The 17,558-nt window shown below is 45.8% G+C and carries 21 protein-coding genes and 1 other RNA gene; 7 read left to right on the forward strand and 15 right to left on the reverse strand.

Features of this window, described 5'->3' with window-relative positions:
* Positions 1-2 precede the first annotated feature (2 nt).
* From EST55_RS10490 to EST55_RS10535, 11 genes are all read right to left on the reverse strand, one after another.
* Positions 3-329 (reverse strand): YbaB/EbfC family nucleoid-associated protein, encoded by a 327-nt coding sequence (locus EST55_RS10490; RefSeq protein ID WP_088767747.1) that lies wholly within the window; start codon positions 327-329, stop codon positions 3-5.
* 29 nt (positions 330-358) lie between these two features.
* Positions 359-2,437, reverse strand: a complete 2,079-nt coding sequence (dnaX, locus tag EST55_RS10495; RefSeq protein ID WP_129497411.1) for a DNA polymerase III subunit gamma/tau — start codon at positions 2,435-2,437, stop codon at positions 359-361.
* A gap of 21 nt (positions 2,438-2,458) precedes the next feature.
* Positions 2,459-2,992, reverse strand: coding sequence for an adenine phosphoribosyltransferase (locus tag EST55_RS10500; RefSeq protein ID WP_129497412.1), 534 nt, complete (start codon positions 2,990-2,992; stop codon positions 2,459-2,461).
* Positions 2,993-3,009: 17 nt separating this feature from the next.
* Positions 3,010-3,387 (reverse strand): response regulator, encoded by a 378-nt coding sequence (locus EST55_RS10505; protein ID WP_129497413.1) that lies wholly within the window; start codon positions 3,385-3,387, stop codon positions 3,010-3,012.
* Between the two features lie 39 nt (positions 3,388-3,426).
* Positions 3,427-3,549, reverse strand: a complete 123-nt coding sequence (locus tag EST55_RS12410) for a hypothetical protein (RefSeq protein WP_268762555.1) — start codon at positions 3,547-3,549, stop codon at positions 3,427-3,429.
* Between the two features lie 132 nt (positions 3,550-3,681).
* Positions 3,682-4,974: a hypothetical protein gene (locus EST55_RS10510; protein ID WP_129497414.1), complete on the reverse strand. Its 1,293-nt coding sequence runs from the start codon at positions 4,972-4,974 to the stop codon at positions 3,682-3,684.
* Between the two features lie 3 nt (positions 4,975-4,977).
* On the reverse strand, positions 4,978-5,589 hold the full coding sequence (locus EST55_RS10515) for an energy transducer TonB (protein WP_100691699.1): 612 nt from the start codon (positions 5,587-5,589) through the stop codon (positions 4,978-4,980).
* Position 5,590: 1 nt separating this feature from the next.
* Positions 5,591-5,992, reverse strand: coding sequence for a biopolymer transporter ExbD (locus EST55_RS10520; protein WP_053952599.1), 402 nt, complete (start codon positions 5,990-5,992; stop codon positions 5,591-5,593).
* Between the two features lie 12 nt (positions 5,993-6,004).
* Positions 6,005-6,529 (reverse strand): MotA/TolQ/ExbB proton channel family protein, encoded by a 525-nt coding sequence (locus EST55_RS10525; protein ID WP_088767742.1) that lies wholly within the window; start codon positions 6,527-6,529, stop codon positions 6,005-6,007.
* Positions 6,530-6,532: 3 nt separating this feature from the next.
* Entirely contained in the window at positions 6,533-7,900 is a 1,368-nt protein-coding gene (locus EST55_RS10530; protein WP_129497415.1) for a MotA/TolQ/ExbB proton channel family protein, read from the reverse strand.
* Positions 7,897-8,685: a DUF3450 domain-containing protein gene (locus EST55_RS10535; RefSeq protein ID WP_205702588.1), complete on the reverse strand. Its 789-nt coding sequence runs from the start codon at positions 8,683-8,685 to the stop codon at positions 7,897-7,899. Before EST55_RS10535 ends, EST55_RS10530 begins: the two co-directional genes overlap by 4 nt.
* Positions 8,686-9,161: 476 nt before the next feature.
* On the opposite strand from EST55_RS10535, the gene priC reads away from it, so the two are divergent.
* Genes priC through EST55_RS10550 form a run of 3 tightly spaced genes read left to right on the forward strand, consistent with a single transcriptional unit; the run spans position 9,162 to position 10,909 of the window.
* A complete protein-coding gene (gene priC / locus EST55_RS10540; RefSeq protein WP_129497417.1) occupies positions 9,162-9,692 on the forward strand; it encodes a primosomal replication protein PriC in 531 nt (176 codons plus the stop codon).
* Positions 9,679-10,644, forward strand: coding sequence for a histone deacetylase (locus EST55_RS10545; protein WP_129497418.1), 966 nt, complete (start codon positions 9,679-9,681; stop codon positions 10,642-10,644). The genes priC and EST55_RS10545 overlap by 14 nt, the downstream gene beginning before the upstream one ends.
* On the forward strand, positions 10,634-10,909 hold the full coding sequence (locus EST55_RS10550; protein ID WP_088767737.1) for a late competence development ComFB family protein: 276 nt from the start codon (positions 10,634-10,636) through the stop codon (positions 10,907-10,909). The genes EST55_RS10545 and EST55_RS10550 overlap by 11 nt, the downstream gene beginning before the upstream one ends.
* Before the next feature lie 20 nt (positions 10,910-10,929).
* Here the strand turns inward: EST55_RS10550 and ffs are convergent.
* The 3 genes from ffs to EST55_RS10565 form a co-directional block, all read right to left on the reverse strand.
* An RNA gene (gene ffs / locus EST55_RS10555) (signal recognition particle sRNA small type) lies at positions 10,930-11,026 on the reverse strand.
* Between the two features lie 82 nt (positions 11,027-11,108).
* The gene (locus tag EST55_RS10560; RefSeq protein WP_129497419.1) at positions 11,109-11,855 is read right to left on the reverse strand and encodes an enoyl-CoA hydratase; all 747 of its coding nucleotides are present in this window, start codon (positions 11,853-11,855) and stop codon (positions 11,109-11,111) included.
* Between the two features lie 14 nt (positions 11,856-11,869).
* Positions 11,870-12,958 carry a ketoacyl-ACP synthase III gene (locus EST55_RS10565; protein ID WP_088767735.1) on the reverse strand — a complete coding sequence of 363 codons (1,089 nt, stop codon included), beginning with the start codon at positions 12,956-12,958 and terminating at the stop codon, positions 11,870-11,872.
* A gap of 129 nt (positions 12,959-13,087) precedes the next feature.
* On the opposite strand from EST55_RS10565, the gene EST55_RS10570 reads away from it, so the two are divergent.
* From EST55_RS10570 to EST55_RS10585, 4 genes are read left to right on the forward strand one after another with little or no spacing between them, the layout of a single operon-like run.
* Positions 13,088-13,636, forward strand: coding sequence for a YajG family lipoprotein (locus EST55_RS10570; RefSeq protein ID WP_129497420.1), 549 nt, complete (start codon positions 13,088-13,090; stop codon positions 13,634-13,636).
* Positions 13,636-14,226, forward strand: a complete 591-nt coding sequence (locus EST55_RS10575; protein WP_129497421.1) for a peptidylprolyl isomerase — start codon at positions 13,636-13,638, stop codon at positions 14,224-14,226. The genes EST55_RS10570 and EST55_RS10575 overlap by 1 nt, the downstream gene beginning before the upstream one ends.
* A complete protein-coding gene (locus EST55_RS10580) occupies positions 14,226-15,566 on the forward strand; it encodes an MFS transporter (protein ID WP_129497422.1) in 1,341 nt (446 codons plus the stop codon). Before EST55_RS10575 ends, EST55_RS10580 begins: the two co-directional genes overlap by 1 nt.
* A complete protein-coding gene (locus EST55_RS10585) occupies positions 15,556-16,461 on the forward strand; it encodes a 2-dehydropantoate 2-reductase (RefSeq protein WP_129497423.1) in 906 nt (301 codons plus the stop codon). The genes EST55_RS10580 and EST55_RS10585 overlap by 11 nt, the downstream gene beginning before the upstream one ends.
* Here the strand turns inward: EST55_RS10585 and ribBA are convergent.
* Complete coding sequence (gene ribBA / locus EST55_RS10590; protein WP_129497424.1) at positions 16,442-17,557, reverse strand: bifunctional 3,4-dihydroxy-2-butanone-4-phosphate synthase/GTP cyclohydrolase II; 1,116 nt, start codon at positions 17,555-17,557, stop codon at positions 16,442-16,444. The genes EST55_RS10585 and ribBA overlap by 20 nt on opposite strands.
* Between the last annotated feature and the right edge of the window lies 1 nt (position 17,558).

Below are 17,558 nucleotides of genomic sequence, written 5' to 3' on the forward strand. Positions count from 1 at the left end.
CGTTAAAACGGCATTTTAAAGCCCGGAGGTAAACCCATACCGCCGGTAATTTCTGACATACGTTCTTTACTGGTTTCTTCGACACGGCGCACGGCATCGTTCGTCGCCGCTGCCACTAAGTCTTCCAGCATTTCCTGGTCGTCGTCCATAAGGCTTGGATCAATGCTCACGCGTTTGACGTTGTGGTTGCCCAACATTGTGACTTTTACCATACCAGCACCAGCTTCGCCAGTGACTTCCATCGTTGCGATTTCTTCCTGGGCTTTTTGCATGCGCTCTTGCATTTGCTGCGCCTGCTTCATCATATTTCCCATTCCGCCTTTAAACATGTTTACTTCCTCATCTCTTATTTAATTCGTTAAAGCGCTTGCACCGATTCTTCATCAATTTGTGCGCCAAAGCGTTTTTTCAACTCCATCACGCCATTATCTTTTTCTAAACGTTCTAGAGCGCGCTTATGTCTGTATTCATTAATACGTTGCTGCAACATAAGTGGCGTGGGCTGTGTCGGCGTTCCTATCGAAAAAGACACCCTAGTATGTTGTCCCAAAACTTCTTGCAAAGACTCCCTTACAGCCTGCTCGGTTGCGCTATTTAGTAGTGACTGTTGATCACTGTTAACCAGAATTGTCCAATTATCATCGCCACTTTGTTGTAACTCCGAGTTCAGTAATACCTGTCGCGCCAAGCCAGAAATGTCCATGCCCGCTATCATTGCGCTCCAGCGATCAATATCCGCCGCCTCTTTTATATCGTCGGTAATTTCCGGATAGTCGTAGTTGTGCTCTGCGGTAACCACCGGCTGCGGCGTATCACTGCGCGCAGCATTGTCGTGTGGTCGTTCAGAAGTCTCTACCCGGTTTAATTCCCACTTTGATTCAGGTGTTGCCGCTGCGGCTCTAGGTTGAGCCGTTGACTCCTGATGGCTTGACGCTTCAGAAGTGCCTTTCGATGCTACTTCACCGGGCTTTTTTTTTTGCATTAAATCTTGCCGCATTTGCAGCAAATCATCTAAACCGGATACCGGAGTCTCAGTTTGAGAGAGGGTCTGCTCATTCTGCTCTGGTTCAGGTGGTTGTCGATAGGTATCAACATCCGAAAGTTCACTGCCTAGCTCTTCATGTGGTTGGTACGAGTCTACTAGCTCATCATTGTGTGAAAAGCTCGCGGAGCTTTCATTGACTTCGTTATTGTGCTGTACATCTAGTGCCGCACCGGACTCGACTGGAGGCTGCGACGTTGTCGGCGCGCTCATCTCGTTTTGTTCATTTGACGCGGTAAGGTCTGACGACGCCTTTTCTAAAGGCTTTCCAGATAAAAGAGATTCGTCGGAGGAGTTATCCTTTGAGCTCACCGTTTTGGGACGAAACGCCAGTAAACGCAGTAACGTCATTTCCAGACCACTTTTGGCATCCACAGCATACGGCTGCTCTCGGCGCCCTTCCAACACAATTCGATAGAATACTTGTATCAACTCAGCGGGCATTTGTCGCAGCAGTGGTTGAAGCGTATCGACATTATCGAAGGCTTGCTGCGATTCCGGCAGTTGTTGCATCAAGGCCAATTGATGCAACACGCTCTGCATTTCAACCAGCACTGAGCTTAAATCAGGAACCACAGCGACCATGTTATCAACGCGCTGCATTAACGAAACGGCGTCATTATTCAATACATCATTCAATAAGCCAGCAATATCGGCGGTGGGTACATTTCCCAACATTTGCCGGACACTGTCTAACAACACTTCACCATGCCCCTGGGCAATAGCTTGATCGGTTAGACTGAGCGCGTCGCGCATACTGCCATTAGCGGATCTTGCCAGCAAAGAAAGCGATTCCGGATCCGCCGAAATACCTTCCTGCTGTAAAACATGTTTAAGCTGACCAGCAATGTCTTCCTTTGACAAAGCCTTTAAATTGAATTGTAAGCAGCGAGACAGTACGGTTACCGGCAACTTTTGTGGATCAGTTGTCGCCAGCAAAAACTTAACATGCTCAGGAGGTTCTTCGAGCGTTTTCAATAACGCGTTGAAGCTATGGCGCGATAACATGTGAACCTCGTCAATAAGGTAGACTTTATATCGCCCGCGCGTTGGCCGGTACTGCACGTTATCAAGAAGCTCTCGCGTATCTTCGACTTTTGTGCGCGACGCCGCGTCAATTTCTAATAAGTCGACAAAGCGTCCCTGATCAATTTCCTGACAGGCTGAGCATTGGCCACATGGGGTTGAAGTCACTCCCGTATCGCAATTCAGAGCCTTAGCCAAAATTCGAGCTATTGTGGTTTTGCCAACGCCGCGCGTTCCGGAGAAGAGGTAAGCATGGTGAAGCCTTTGCTTCAGCAGTGCATGTTCTAACGGTTTCAATACATGCTGTTGCCCAACCACCTCAGAAAACTGGGACGGTCGCCACTTTCTTGCCAGAACTTGATAACTCATAAGGCTCTCAGGTTGAAATTTTCAGAATTGACACAAGGTATAGCATGCAATACCTGCTTGCCGCAATTTATCCTCACCGCCAAGCTCAGTTAATGAAACGACAAACGCCGCCTCTTTTACCAACGCTCCAGTTGAACAAATCAGCTTCTCAGCGGCGAGTACGGTACCACCAGTTGCCAGCAAGTCATCAATAATTAACACATTATCATCAGCTGACAAGGCATTTTCGTGAATATGAAGCTCATCACTACCGTACTCTAACTCATAGCTTTGACAGACCGTTTTGCCCGGCAGCTTTCCAGGCTTTCTTAGGAGAGTGACACCGCAATCCAGTGCATAAGCAAGTGCGGCACCAAATAAAAAACCTCTTGCTTCAATAGCAGCTATTTGGGTAACTCCTTCCCCTTGGTAACGCTTTTTAAAAGCCTCAATGCTGCTTTTGAACGCACTTGGATTTTGCAGTAACGGAGTAATATCCCGAAAGATAATGCCGGGTTTCGGATAATCCGGAATAGCGCCGATTGAATCTCTCACTTCCTTTAGACTTGCTTCCATAAACCTTTGCTCTTTATTTATGCAACTGCTTTTGCTGACCAATTATTTACAGAGTCAATTAAATACTCTGCATCAAGTGGCTTTGATAAACACTGTGTCGCACCAGCAGCCAACGCTTTTGGCTCAACTTCGACTAATGAGTCTGTGGACATAAAGAGTAATGGTGCATTGCGATAGCTTTCCAACTCTCGCAGGTTCTTCAATAGCGAAAGGCCATCCATTACCGGCATTTTATGATCAATAAGAATAAGATCGTAGTAGTCTTTTTTGGCCTTACTTAAGCCATCCAACCCGTCTTGAGCCGTCTGAATATCGAGCTTCAAAGGTTCCAACATTCTACGAATTGTCCGAAGCGTATTATCTTTATCTTCGACAATAAGCATTGAAATAGACATAACTGTCACTTACACCTTAAGCCTTTTACAGCTTGACTATTAGGCAGATAACACTTGTATTAAGCGCAGTACTAATGGCAAGCAGCCTGCGATAACAAACAATACAATAGCGAATAACAAATAACCGAACCCGGCAGGCTCTTTGAACGACTCTGATGACATGACATCTACCTCCTAAATAAGTCGAGGCAGATCATACTTGATCCTATGCGCTGATAAAAGCAGTTCAGCCAATAAAAAACCCGACCTGATTAGGTCGGGTTTTATTCTGATAATTAACGCTATCAGGTTAAATTATAATTCAATGCCTTTGCGTTTCGCAGTTGATTGAATATAACCTTTCCAGCTTCGGGCGCTGCGACGTTGTCCGTCGAATTTAGCCGCTTCATTAACGTATCTCATCGCTTGGCGGTAATCACCACCGTAGAAATACGCTTCGGCTAAAGACATATAAACTCGACCTTCGTCACGACCTTCCAAATAATCCAATGCTTTTTTCAAAGGTTCTGCTGCTGCAATGTACTGTTCGTTTAGCAACATAATATTGCCACGCTTACGATAGTACTCACCTTTGTCATCCGCATCTTCTGCAGCTTCTGCTGCACGAAGGTACCACTCAACGGCTTTATCCAGAGTTTTCGCACGGTGATAGCTGTTCGCTATGGTAGCGAAATTCTTAGCCGTTTGCTCGATATCGCCTGCTTCCACATGCTTCTCCATGGTGGTAGCTGCTTTATAAGGAATACCTTCGTTATCATAAAGTTGAACCAGCATTTTAAACTGGCTTTCTTTATCCAGGTACCCCGCTAAATAAGCCACTTCCATAGTTTGAAGCGCTTTAGGCAGGTTTTCTTCGAGCATATAAAATTGAGCTAACTGCGGCCACCATTGAGTCACCTCAGGAAGCTTATTCAAGCCTTCCTCTAGTACGCCTATCGCATCCGAGTACATTTTACGCTCGTAATATGAAGCCATCATTAACGTGTAAACGTTTTTATCAGGATCTCCATACTCTAAAGCGGCTTCAGCAAATGGAATGATTTTAGCGAATTCTTTCTTCTGGTAGTAGGCATTAGCCATATACAGGAAGACTTTTGGATCTTTTTCGCCAGTAAACTGAATCCATTTACGAAGGTACTCGATAGACTGGTCATACATTTCTTCTTGAAGACTTAACTGACCGACCAGCTTCATGGCTGCAGCCTGATCACTCCAACCAAGAATATCTTCATCCACTGCGTTCTTTAACAGGCTTAATGCTTCGTCGATACGCTCCTGAGCGGCATATAGATTTCCCAGGAATCTAGCAAGATACGCTTTATCGTATGAGTCGCTAGGTTCCTCGTCTTCTAAAATTGCTATTGCTTCAGGAATATTATCTTCCTCATAAGCCTCGAACGCGTTCATGATAGCCCGACCGATACTTTGTGATGCAGTCTGGTTTTTTCGTGCTTTCTTCTGCGCCTCAACGGTCTCTTTATCCGGAATGTTGAAACCAAGGTCCTGGGCCGAAGCCTGGACCATGGTCAACGACATAGCCGCGACAAAAGCCAGGGCACTAACAAATGTTTTTGATAAATAGTTCATTTCTTAGTTCCCATCCATTGTGAAGTCGAGCTGGACAGTCATCCCCGGTTGACGAACCGGTTTGCCATCGACAACCTTCGGCTTGTACTTCCAGCGCAACAATGCGCGACGAGCTTCACGGTCAAATACTCGACGAGGTTCAGAGTCAATGACTTCAACGTCAGTTACACCACCTTGTTGATCGATAGTGAACCGTAATTGAACCCAACCTTCAGTGCCATTACGCGCCGCTTGAGGCGGATAGCGCGGCTCGATGCGAACGATAGGAGTTGCATCACCGTCACTATTTAAACCTCCTCCCGGACCAGATAGACCGGTGTCAGCTCCACCTACATCCACATCAAAGCCCATATTCAAATTCAGACTGGAGTCCGAAGTATCAGGCTGAGACTGTGGAGTCTCTGGCGGCTGCTCAGGTGGCGGCGGTGGCGGCGGCGGAGTACGCCGACGCTCTTGCACGTCAGACTCAGGTGGCGACGTTACGATGTCAATGACCGGTGTTGGGGGCGGAGCTTCATTACTTTTCGCCCCCCCACCGATTAAGTAAGCCATGAAAGCAAACAAAGCAAACGTAACGGCCGCACCTAGTAGTAAAGATACTAAAAAGCGCACCATATTAGTTAGTCTCCGCTGCTATGGATATCTTATCGATACCCGCTTCCTTAATTTGGTCCATAACTTCAACGACGCGACCATGTTCAGCTTCTTTATCGGCCTGAATAACCACTAAGTCAGTTGGTTGCTCTGCTAGCATACGTTCTAAGTTTGCTGCAACGCGCTTAACGTCGACTTGGCGTTTATCCATCCAGATTTCACCTGTATCACGAATTGCGATAAAGATGTTTGCTGAAGGCTCCTTGTTCGCCTGATTAGCTTCAGGTTTATTTACCTGAATACCAGCTTCTTTAACGAATGAAGTCGTTACGATAAAGAAGATCAACATGATGAAGACGATGTCGAGCATCGGCGTCATATCGATAGACGCATCTTCTTCTTCTCGATTACGATTACGTGCCATAGTTTTACTCTCTTAGTGATGTGGCAAACTGTCAACCAGGCCTTCTTTCGCACGACGAACCTTACTTTCCAGTCGAGTTGCGAAAAACATGCCGGATAAAGCTGCAACCATACCCGCCATCGTTGGGATAGTTGCCATCGAAATACCCGATGCCATTAGACGAGGGTTACCCGTCCCTTGTACTGCCATGATTTCGAAGACCGTAATCATACCGGTTACGGTTCCCAACAGTCCGACCAGCGGACATAAGGCAACACAAGTTTTAATTAACAGAATACGAGCATTCAGTTTATCGTTCGCTTCGGAAATCCATGCTTCACGGATTCTATGGGCGTACCATGAGGTGGTGTCCTTACGGGCATCCCACTTCGCAATAATGTCGTTGCGAAGCTTAGGGAATGCGCCGGTAAGGTACCAATAACGCTCAATCATCAGTACCCACATTAGAAAGAGCACCCCCATGACGATGTACAGGACATCGCCACCGGTAGCCAGAAAATCCCTGATAGATTCCCAAAGTTCCATCAGGTAAAGCATGGGTTACTCCTTCTCCGAGTGCGCAGCTACGATTCCCGCTGCCTGCTCGTCCAGAATGTGAACGATAGACTTAGCGCGAGATGCCACAATACTGTGAGCCAAAATCAATGGAATAGCCGCGATAAGACCCATAGCTGTTGTTACCAACGCCATTGAAATATCGCCCGCCATGATCTTCGGATCACCGGTACCAAACAGTGTGATTGACTGGAACGTACCAATCATACCAACAACTGTACCTAATAGACCAAGCAGTGGTGCGATTGCTGCGAAGATCTTGATAACGTTTACGCCGCTGTCAATCTTCGGAGTTTCACGCAGAATTGCTTCGTCCAATTTCAGTTCTAAGTTTTCAGGATCTGCACTCTTGTTCTCCTGATACACTTTCAGGATACGACCTAAAGCGTTGCTGTCTTTAGGGCTTTCAGGATTTTTAAGCTGTGAACGGATTTTGCCTGCCGCCCCAGTTAACGTAATTAACTTATAAAGCGCAATTAATAAGCCAATAATCAGTACAACGGTAATAACATAACCAACTGTACCACCTTGGTGATAGCGCTCAGAAAGCGTTGCTTTTTGAGTTAACAGACCAAGAATCTGACCTTTAGATGGATCAAGGAACACACCTTCATAACCACTTTCAGTATTGAAGAACTCTTGTGCTTGTCCTGTCGCACCACCTTCTGGTTGACGACCTAATGGCTGAACTTGTTCAGTCGTGTCGTTATACACCAAATATTGGTCACCAGAAATTAGGTTAAAAGTACCTAAGCGAACGACTTCACGTTGCTCAGTACCACCGTCAAGTAAAGTCACTTCAGTATCAAACTTAACGACTTTACCAGACTGAACCATTTCAGTAAGAAGTGCTTGCCATAGTTCTTCTAGTTCTTCCAGAGTCGGAAGTTCTTTTGCTTCAGACAAGCTCTGAAGAACGTCTTCACGACCTGGATACTGAGCACTAACAATTGACGTTGCGATGCGACCGATAGTTTCGGTTGCTGCACCACGAACAACACCGAACATTTCACCTAAGGTGCCTTTGGCGTTCTCAAGTTCCTGCTCTTTGTTTGCTAACGCGACTTCGTTTTCAGAAAATTCATTCTGTAAACGTTTACCGCGCGCTTTCTCGTCTTCAAGCTGTTGCTTAGCACGGTTTAGCATAGCTTGCTTGTCAGCACGCGCTGCTGTGAATTCACGCTCACGCTCAGCATTTAATTCACGAGAAGAAACACGGTTTTTCTCAACTAGCTGTAACAGCTCGTCAAGGTTCTTAGCTTCAGATGTATCCTGAGCTTGTGCAGCGAGAGTCGTACCGGCAGAAAGGGTGACTGCTGCTGCAATCATTAACGATTTTACTAATTTATTCATTCTGCACTCTCCGCTGCGAATACTGGAAGTTTCACCAGATCGTAAGCTGTTTGCTTACGTGACATACGAATCGCTTGGGTCAGAGGACGGATAAACTCGTCTTCCAAAGCAGTCCACTCATCAGTTTCGTTGTTGTAAATCCAAGCATTTCTCAAATCGAGAGACTGTGCCAGGAATGCAACACGACCCATGTGGAAATAATCAACAGCCACTTGCTCGCCGTCTACTTCCAAGTTGCCTTGGTAAGAGATCAAGCCTGAACCGTAGTCCATTTCTGTCTGGTACGCTTCAATGATTTGACGGAACTGCTCAGACGTTGAAACGTTAGCGCTGTCCATGATGTCGCGCAGACGCTCAACACGTTCCATACGCTTTTCACGGTGAATTGGAATATCCAATTTCACAAATTGCTCTAGCGCATCGATCATTTCATACATAAGAGGAACGACGCCCTGCTTAGTACGCTCGATGCCGTCAATTTGCTTTTGCAAAGACGCTAGCGTTGCTTCTTGGTCATTAACCAAGCGCTGAACGTGGTCATTGTATACTTTCAAGTTCTCATACTCAGCAATGACTGAGCGATACTCGATAAGAAGATCCTGGCTTTGCTCAAACAGAGAGTTTACTTTCTCTTGAGACTGAGCGGCCGCATTAAGAATCTTTTTCTCTTCGTTTTGTAGCTTAGCTACATCGACTTGCTGTGCAGCGGCAACGCCAGTGCCAGCAAACGCCATCACACCCATCAGGGTTGCAGCGAGTTTGGTTCTTTTGATTACTTTGGTCATAGTTCCCAACCAATTTGACTTAACTTCCGCTTCAACGCCTAAGGCGCGAAACACCAGTTGTTTGAATGACGAAAAGATCTCGTTCTACGGTTTATAGTTATTGTCGACAAAAGTGACAATAACCAAGAATACTCCCACGATGACTATACGCTGTCAACCAAGTTACCTGAGTTAACCGCGCTATAGCTATCGTTTCAATTCTATACTGTAGAACACGGATCTGGACTCGTACAATCTCCAGATTTTCAGACAACATCCTGTCGTCAAATCAATTCATAGCCTCAAAGAAGTAAAACATACCCCTTTTTAGCTACTACTCCTGTCTTGAATAGTATCACTTTTTGATCCACGAACAACACTGCCTTATAAATTTCAACGTTTTTTATACAAGTAATTTTTGAGCCTATGTGTAATGGCTTAACCTCTTTTTCTGATTTGACCGTGTCATAAGAGAAAAATTCTTTTATTATGGGGTTATGAGACCAATAAATGATTTAACGTCAATTCAACATGTTGAACGATTACTCAATGAGTTTTCCGAGCAAGCTCTGCATATTGACGAAGAAAACAGACGCCACTCAAAGAAAGTCACGGAGCAATGGTTCAGTCCTTCACTGTTCCAAACGCGCTCATCAGTCGCTATAGATTACGTTAAAGAGACAGAGCGTTTGTTAAGTCAACTCTTACAAACAACATCAAAAGAATCGCAACGTTATGTGGCTGAAAAACTTTGCGCTCAAGTAGAAGCGTTAGCAACTGCGTTGCGTTCAGGTAAGCTCCCGGAAATGGGAGAGGAGCAGCGAGAAGTAAAGGCCAGTCATTACCAAAAGCTTCACGAACAATTAGTGACTTATAGAGACTATGAGCGCCGCTTAACTGAAAACCTTGAAAATGCACAAAGCACGGGTTTTCAGGACGTAATTCAAGCCGCTCAAAAGCGATTAAACCGCTGCCAAATGGCAATTGAGCAATTAGAGAGACAGATTCAGCGTTATGACGAAGGTTAATATTCCCTTCATCTACTCTCCAATATACAGCCAACTGTCGCTTCCTGAACGGCACCGCTACCCTATTGAAAAATATCGTTTATTGCATGACTGGGCCATAAGCCGGGGAGCACACGCAAGTCAGTGGAAGGCGCCTGTAGCAGTAACCTGGGAACAAGTTGAACAGACACACAGCGCTTCGTACATTGAAAAACTAAAAGCCAATAGCTTTGAAAAAGCTGAATGGCGAAGAATTGGCTTCCCCTGGTCAGAGCAGCTACTTACGCGTTCTTTAACATCGGCCGGCGGAACGGCTTTAGCTTTACAAATAGCACTAGACTCGTCCATTGCAGTTCATTTTTCGGGAGGCTATCACCATGCCCATAAAGATTGGGGCAGCGGGTTTTGCTTGATTAACGACTTGGCTATAGCCTGTCATCAGTTACTTTTACAACACCCCAATTTAAAAATCGCTGTGCTGGACACGGACGTGCATCAGGGTGACGGTACAGCGACTATCTTCAAAAATGACCCTCGGGTCTTTACTTGCTCTATTCATGGTGAGAAGAACTTTCCATTCTCAAAATCATTGTCAGATTTAGATGTTCCGTTACCCAAAGGAACGACTGATAAAAGTTACCTTCAGGCGTTGCAGAATGCACTTACCTTGATTGTGAAGCGCGTAAAGCCCGATATCATCCTTTACGACGCCGGCGTGGATATCTACACAAAAGATGAGCTAGGCCATTTTCACATTAGTTTAAACGGCATATTTCAGCGTGACATGACGGTGCTTTCATTTTGTCGACAAAATAGCATTCCTGTCGCAGCGGTCATTGGTGGAGGTTATCAACGGAACCTGGAGCGACTGGTGCGAGGACACGCCCAATTACTCAGAGCCGCATATTATGTCTATACTGAAGATCAGTATCTACCTGACACAGCGCTGAGGAGTCCGGAAAATGAAATTTGACGATGATATTCACAATTATTATGAGCGATTAGTTGCGGATAGAGTTGAGGAGCTAGAGCTCGATAAGCAATACGAGCAAGAGTTTCTGGCTGACTTATGCTGTCTGGTGCTGAACCAACTGCCGCCTCGCTATATTCGCCACGAGGTCGATATGGCTTTTTTCCTTCCGCCGTCAAAACGACTGGACATGGAAATGCAGGTCCACAAAGCGATTACGGAAGCTTTAGAGTTTCTGAAAAATAGAAAGAGAGATGAGAGCATTTAATAAGAAGGATTGGGTGGCGACTCTACCAGCCACACCCCGGCACACACATCCCCAACTACGGCTGCTCCCTTCCGGGCCTGACCGGGTTCGCTGGTTAGCGTTGCGGGGGGACCCGCAGAGTCACCATTGACGCTTTATTCAAAGCAGGCGCATTATGACTTACTTGCCATGGGTAAACAACCCAACAACGGTCTTTCGCTTACTTTTTCTGCAGTTTACGGGCAATCGCTTGTTTTGCCTCAGGAGAGCTTAACGCTTTAGCAAAATATTCAGCTTCACGGCTTATGCGTGCAGCCGTTGATTCAACGGGGTGTTTAAGTAATTTTTTCGACATCCGCAAAGACTGGCCAGATTGAGCTCGTAGTTTACTCAACACCTCTTCTACTTTGCCTTCCAACTGCTCGGCAGAAACAACATGATTCACAAAACCAAGCTCCAAAGCAGTTTGTGCATCGAAATTATCCCCCAGCAACAATAACTCGGCCGCTTTCTGATAACCACAAATTTGCGGCAACAATAAACTTGAACCGGCTTCCGGCAGAAGTCCCAATTGCACAAACGGCAATGCGTAAAGCGCTTCATTACTACTGATAACAATATCGCAGTGAAGTAGCAAGGTAGTACCAATACCGATCGCTAGGCCGTTAACAGCCGCGACAACGGGTACTTCCACCTTATTCAAGGTATGTAGAAAACGGAATGGCGGTGCTGATTCATCGAGGTTTTCTATCGCTAGAAAGTCGTTTAAGTCATTACCGGCTGAAAAACTGTCGCCTTCACTCTCAAACACAACTGCATTAATTGATTTGTCACTATCGGCTTCTTTTAGCGCTTCTTCACATAAAGTATACATTGCTTGAGTAAACGCATTTTTCTTTTCTGGACGGTTCAGGCGAATTCTAACAACACCGTTATCTTTTTTTACTATCACTGACTGTTCAGACATTAGCCTTTCCCTCCTTATTGTTGGCGCTTTTTCCAAGCCTTAGCGGTTGCTTCATGCATTGGCACGATAATATCCAACGCTGTCTTATCCCCCGCTGGCAGCTCCATTTGGTTTGGCTTTTTAGGAGTGACTCGTTCCCCCCATTTAATAAGGCCAGCCCCGCACGTTAACCCACCACCGAACACCGCCGACATAATACTATCGCCGGGCTTAATAATGCCGTTATCTGCAGCCTCCGCAAACGCAATGGGAAGTGTTGCAGAGGATGTGTTTCCATACTTTTGAATATTGATAACCGTTTTCTCACTCGGCACTTTACACATCTTGCCCAGGAAGTCGATTAACCGCTTATTTGCCTGATGCGGTATCAGAGCGTCGATGTCTTCCGTTGTCATTCCGGTTTGTTCAAAAACGTTCTCAACCGCCGCACTCATACCTTTAACTGCACGCTTGAAAATTTCCTGACCCACAAAGTCAAATTGCATAATGCCATCGAAGTTGAAACGATCGAAATTGAGACCAAAATCAAGACTCAATACATCACGCGCATCGGCGTCACAACTGACGTGACTTGCCAACAAACCGACTTCATTGTCTGACGCTTCCAGCACCATAGCACCGGCTCCATCGCCAAACAGCACGGCGCTTTCGCGCTTCGTCCAGTCTAAAATACGCGTGAGGCATTCTGCACCTATTAACAATACTTTGCTGTGCGCACCCGTTCTTATAGATTGAGTCGCGAAATGCATGGCATATAAGAAGCTGCTACAGGCGGCATTCAAGTCAAACGCCGCCGCATTTTTTGCGCCAAGACGTTGCTGAACCGCCGAAGCAACATTCGGAATGATTTCGTCTGCGGTACAAGTTCCGACAATGATCAAGTCGATTTCATTAGGGTCTAAGTCAGCCGCAGCCAATGCGTTGCGCGCAGCCACTGTAGCCAGCTCCGACGTGCCTACATGGCTAACTCGCCTTTCTGAAATACCGGTCCTCGAAACAATCCATTCATCGGAGGTTTCCAGGAAAGTGGCAAGATCATCGTTTGTCATAACGGCCGGCGGAAGGCATTTTCCCCAACCCGTGATTTCTGCATATTTTGTCACGGCAAAACCTTTTACTTCTGTCAGTCAATGCTATCTGCGTGCTAAGCTACGTCAAGACAGCAGTCGTTGCTCGTATCATAGCACGAATATTTGTCAGGTGAATGTATCTGAGGAAAAAGGATAATGCTTATGCTTCGTTTAATTCTGGTACTTATTTTGGCTCCGATTTTAGCTGCCTGTTCCAGCCAGCCGGATCCACTTATTATTAGCACAACACCCGTAAACGATACTTTTTCAATAAAAGTAAACCAGCTGGACGTTATTGATACGCGAACCTACTCCTATTTATACCGGCACAAAAAAGACGATGATAAAGCGACATTTGCGCCAACTCAGCAACCGTTGACCGACATCGTTAAAGAGTCGCTCAAGCCTTTAACCGCAAATGCACCAAAAGGACAAGGTTTAAAATGGTATGTGTCGATAGAAAAAGCGTTAATTGATGCAAAGGTCAGTGCTTTGAAATACGAGTTAGAACATCATGTCCGCATACGAGTGGAAGCAGTTAGAGATAACCGCCGTTATAGCAACTTTTATACCGGCAAAGCACAATCGAGTGGCGCGCTGAAACCTGCTCAGGCAACTATTGAGCGTCAGTTCCGTGATCTCTTAAATAACGTATTGAACGATATTGCCAACGACCCTAAACTCCGATTGAGTGAGAGAGAGGTTTACTAATGAAGTTTTGGATTTTACTCGCCAGTTTTCTGGCCGCTTCTTTTGTTGCACCCGCCTGTGCCGAAATACAACCTGACAACCCATTTCCCAGAGTGAGAATGATCACTTCTATGGGAGATATCACTGTTGAATTGAATCGCGAAGCTGCTCCATTAACCATTAAGAACTTTTTTCGTTATGTCAAAAAGGCACAGTACAACGACACGATTTTTCATCGTTTAGTGCCTGATTTTGTCATTCAAGGCGGCGGCTATGATAAAGACTTTCAGGGAAAACCCACTTTTGAACAGGTTGTCAATGAGTCTGGCAATGGGCTGCTCAATGAATACGGTACTATTGCAATGGCCCGAGAACGAGATCCACACACAGCAACTCGTCAGTTTTTCTTTAATCTCAACGACAATACGTCTTTAAACCCCGACAAGGGCGACTGGGGGTATACCGTTTTTGGACGTATTGTGGATGGCTTAGATGTGCTGGAAAAAATGGCTCAGCTTGAGTCAAAACCTTTTGACGATACAACCGGTTGGCGGGATGTTGCAAAGAATCCACCGGTTTTAAAGCGAATTGAAATAGTTCCTCAAAATTAATGGAAAAGCATATCCCCTTCTGGCAAGACATGGATGTTTATAAGCAGTCGCGCGTCTGGGTTATTTTCGTGCTCGGCATCGCCAGCGGATTTCCCTGGGTGATGATTGGCTCTGCGCTTTCCGCCTGGCTTCAGGAGGAAGGGCTAACTCGCTCTGTTATCGGCTATTTCGGCGCTGTTTTTGGGGCTTACTCCATTAACTTTTTGTGGTCACCACTTATCGATAATGTGAGACTTCCCTTACTAACAAGGTGGTTAGGGCAACGTCGAAGTTGGATATTTTTGTGCCAGCTATTGATTGCCACTGGTTGCTTTGCACTTGCTAGCTTGAATATCACTGACAGTCTGCACATCGCGGGTTTAACCGCATTAGCCATCGCTATAAGTTCAGCCACGCAAGACATTGCTATTGATGCTTACCGTATCGAATCATTCTCTGAGAGCGAAGGCCGCTTACAAAGTGCGGGAGCTGCCATGGCAACCGCAGGTTGGTGGACAGGCTATAGCGGCTTAGGCGCACTGCCCTTTTTTATCGTCGACGGCGTCAACTGGAGTTGGCAACACGCCTATTTCGGTCTCGGTTGTGTCATGCTGTTTCTGGCCGCTATTGTACTGCTTGTTCGCCGCACGACTTATACCGCCGTTTCAGAGACAGCTGAGCCTATATCGAATTGGTTTAGCTTTTTCAAAGAGCGCATAAAGCACACCGTTGTTTCACCCATTGCTGAGTTTTTCACACGAAACGGCATAAAACTCGCGTTGTCACTTTTGGCATTTATTTTCTTGTTCAAAATTGGTGAAGCCTTTTTAGGCCGCATGTCTATTGTGTTCTATAAAGAAATTGGCTTTACCAACACGGAAATTGGCACCTATTCCAAGCTTGTAACCTGGTGGGTTACTATTGTCTTTGCAGTGTTAGGCAGCGTTGTTAACCTAAGACTGGGCATTGTGAAAGGACTGATTATTGGTGGTTTAGCCATGTCCGCTTCAAATCTTATGTTCTCCTGGATTGCATTAGTCGGTCCCAACACCAATTTGTTCTTAAGTGCCGTTCTTATTGATGGCTTTACCAGTGCCTGGTCCACTGTGGCTTTTGTTGCGTTCATTAGCTTGCTGTGCAACCGAACCTTTACGGCAACTCAGTATGCGCTAATGGCGTCGCTGGGAACTTTGGGTAAAACGGTATTGGCGTCGTACAGCGGTGTGTTGGTCGATACGATGAACGGTAACTGGCCGCTATTTTTCGTTTTAACGGCGGTAATGGTCATTCCCAGCCTTTGTTTCCTTTGGTTTATTCGTAAGCCGCTGAAAAAGCTTGAGGAAGCAAGAGATGCAAGCTGACTATCATTGGTACGTGTTAGGTCCTGGTGCCATTAGCGGGCTCATCGCCTCCCATTTGCTTGAAGCTAAGCAGCAATGCTCGGCTTTAACTCGCAAAAAAGAATCTAAGCACGGTCAATTAACTTTAAAAGAAGGCACAATAAACAGCACTTATACATTACCTTTTCTACCGACACAGAAATGTCAGTTGGCCAAAGACGCGGTGTTTATTGTTGCAGTAAAAGCCTTTGATGTCGTAAATACTTTGGAAAGTATCACTGCAATTCCCGGCTTTGACAAAGACACGCCAATAATTCTGAGTCACAATGGTATGCTTGAGTTGCCTAACTCACTAACCTCATTGAATATTTATCACCTAGTGACCACCCATGGTGCGGTGAAGCTTGCTCAAGAGCCAACACATATTGTCATTGAGCACCGAGGGAAAGGTCGAAGTTGGTTGCAGCAGAAAGAAAATAAAGCAGACTTCGAGGCGATTTTAGCAAAGAGTTTTAAGCCCATTCTTTTTGAAAGCGATATTCAAACCCGCCGTTGGTCAAAGCTTTTAATTAATTGCGTAATAAACCCATTAACCGCCATTCATCAGTGTAACAATGGCGAACTGCTTAAAGCTGAGTGGCAGGAAGTTATTCAATCGTTGGTCGACGAAGCGGTCTGCGTTGCTCGCGTCGAACAGGTCAATTTAGATGCCAAGAGTGTTTACGAGGAAATACTAAGAGTCGCTGGCGAAACCCGAAACAACGAGTCTTCAATGAGACAAGATATACGTCATAATCGCCGTACAGAAATTGACTACCTGACGGGTTATATTATCAAAAGAGCGAAAAAAGCCGGCTTAAAAGTGCCGGCTCACGAAAAACTAATGAGCGACTTTATCAGTCTCTATCCTCAATAAAGTCGACCACTTCTAAACCAAAGCCGGATAACGCAGAGTAACGCTTCGGCGAACTCATCAAGCGCATTTTATGAATGTTTAAATCCGCCAATATTTGCGAGCCTAAGCCCACATTACGTGACGCATTTGAAGCCGACGCCGTTGGTTTATGCTCACCATGGTCTTGTGCTTCAAACTCTTTTACCTGCGCAATAATATCTTCTGGCGTTTGCTGGCGGCCAATAATCACTAATACACCGTCATTCTCGGCAATGTAAGACATTGCTTTCTGAATTGGCCAACTGCGTTTTGCAGCTCGATCCGTCAGGAAAGTGTCATGGAAAGTGTCCTGTAAGTGCACGCGTACGTTGGTCACTTTATCTTCTGATAGGTCACCGTGCACAAGCGCCTGATGAACCTGTTTATCAATAGTGTCCTGATACGTCACTAAGTGAAATTCGCCAAACGCGGTTGGCAAGGAGCATTCGGCCACTCGCTCAATAGTTCTCTCCTGCGTTGAGCGGTATTCGATTAAATCGGCAATAGTCCCAACTTTAATATCATGCTGTTTTGCGAAGACCTCAAGATCTGGGCGGCGTGCCATAGTACCGTCTTCATTCAGCACTTCTACAATAACAGAAGCAGGTTCGAACCCTGCTAAGCGCGCTAAGTCGCAGCCCGCTTCGGTATGACCTGCGCGGTTAAGTACACCGCCCGATTTTGCTTTCAATGGAAAAATGTGTCCCGGCATGACTAAATCTTCAGGCTTAGCATCTTTTTTCACCGCATCCAGCACTGTTTTCGCGCGGTCGGCTGCCGAAATTCCTGTTGTAACGCCCTCTGCCGCTTCAATAGAAACGGTAAAGTTTGTTGCATAAGGCGCGTTATTTTTGTCCACCATCAGCGGTAAATTCAGTTGCTGGCAACGCTCTTCAGTTAAGGTTAAGCAGATAAGTCCTCGGCCATAACGCGCCATAAAGTTAATCGCTTCTGGCGTCGCGCATTCCGCAGCAATAATAAGGTCACCCTCATTTTCGCGATCTTCATCATCCATCAGGATGACCATTTTTCCCTGACGGATGTCTTCTATAATCTCTTCTGTGCTATGCAATGACATA

It is taken from the genome of Idiomarina sp. 29L (genome assembly GCF_004123135.1).
Lineage (GTDB): Bacteria > Pseudomonadota > Gammaproteobacteria > Enterobacterales > Alteromonadaceae > Idiomarina.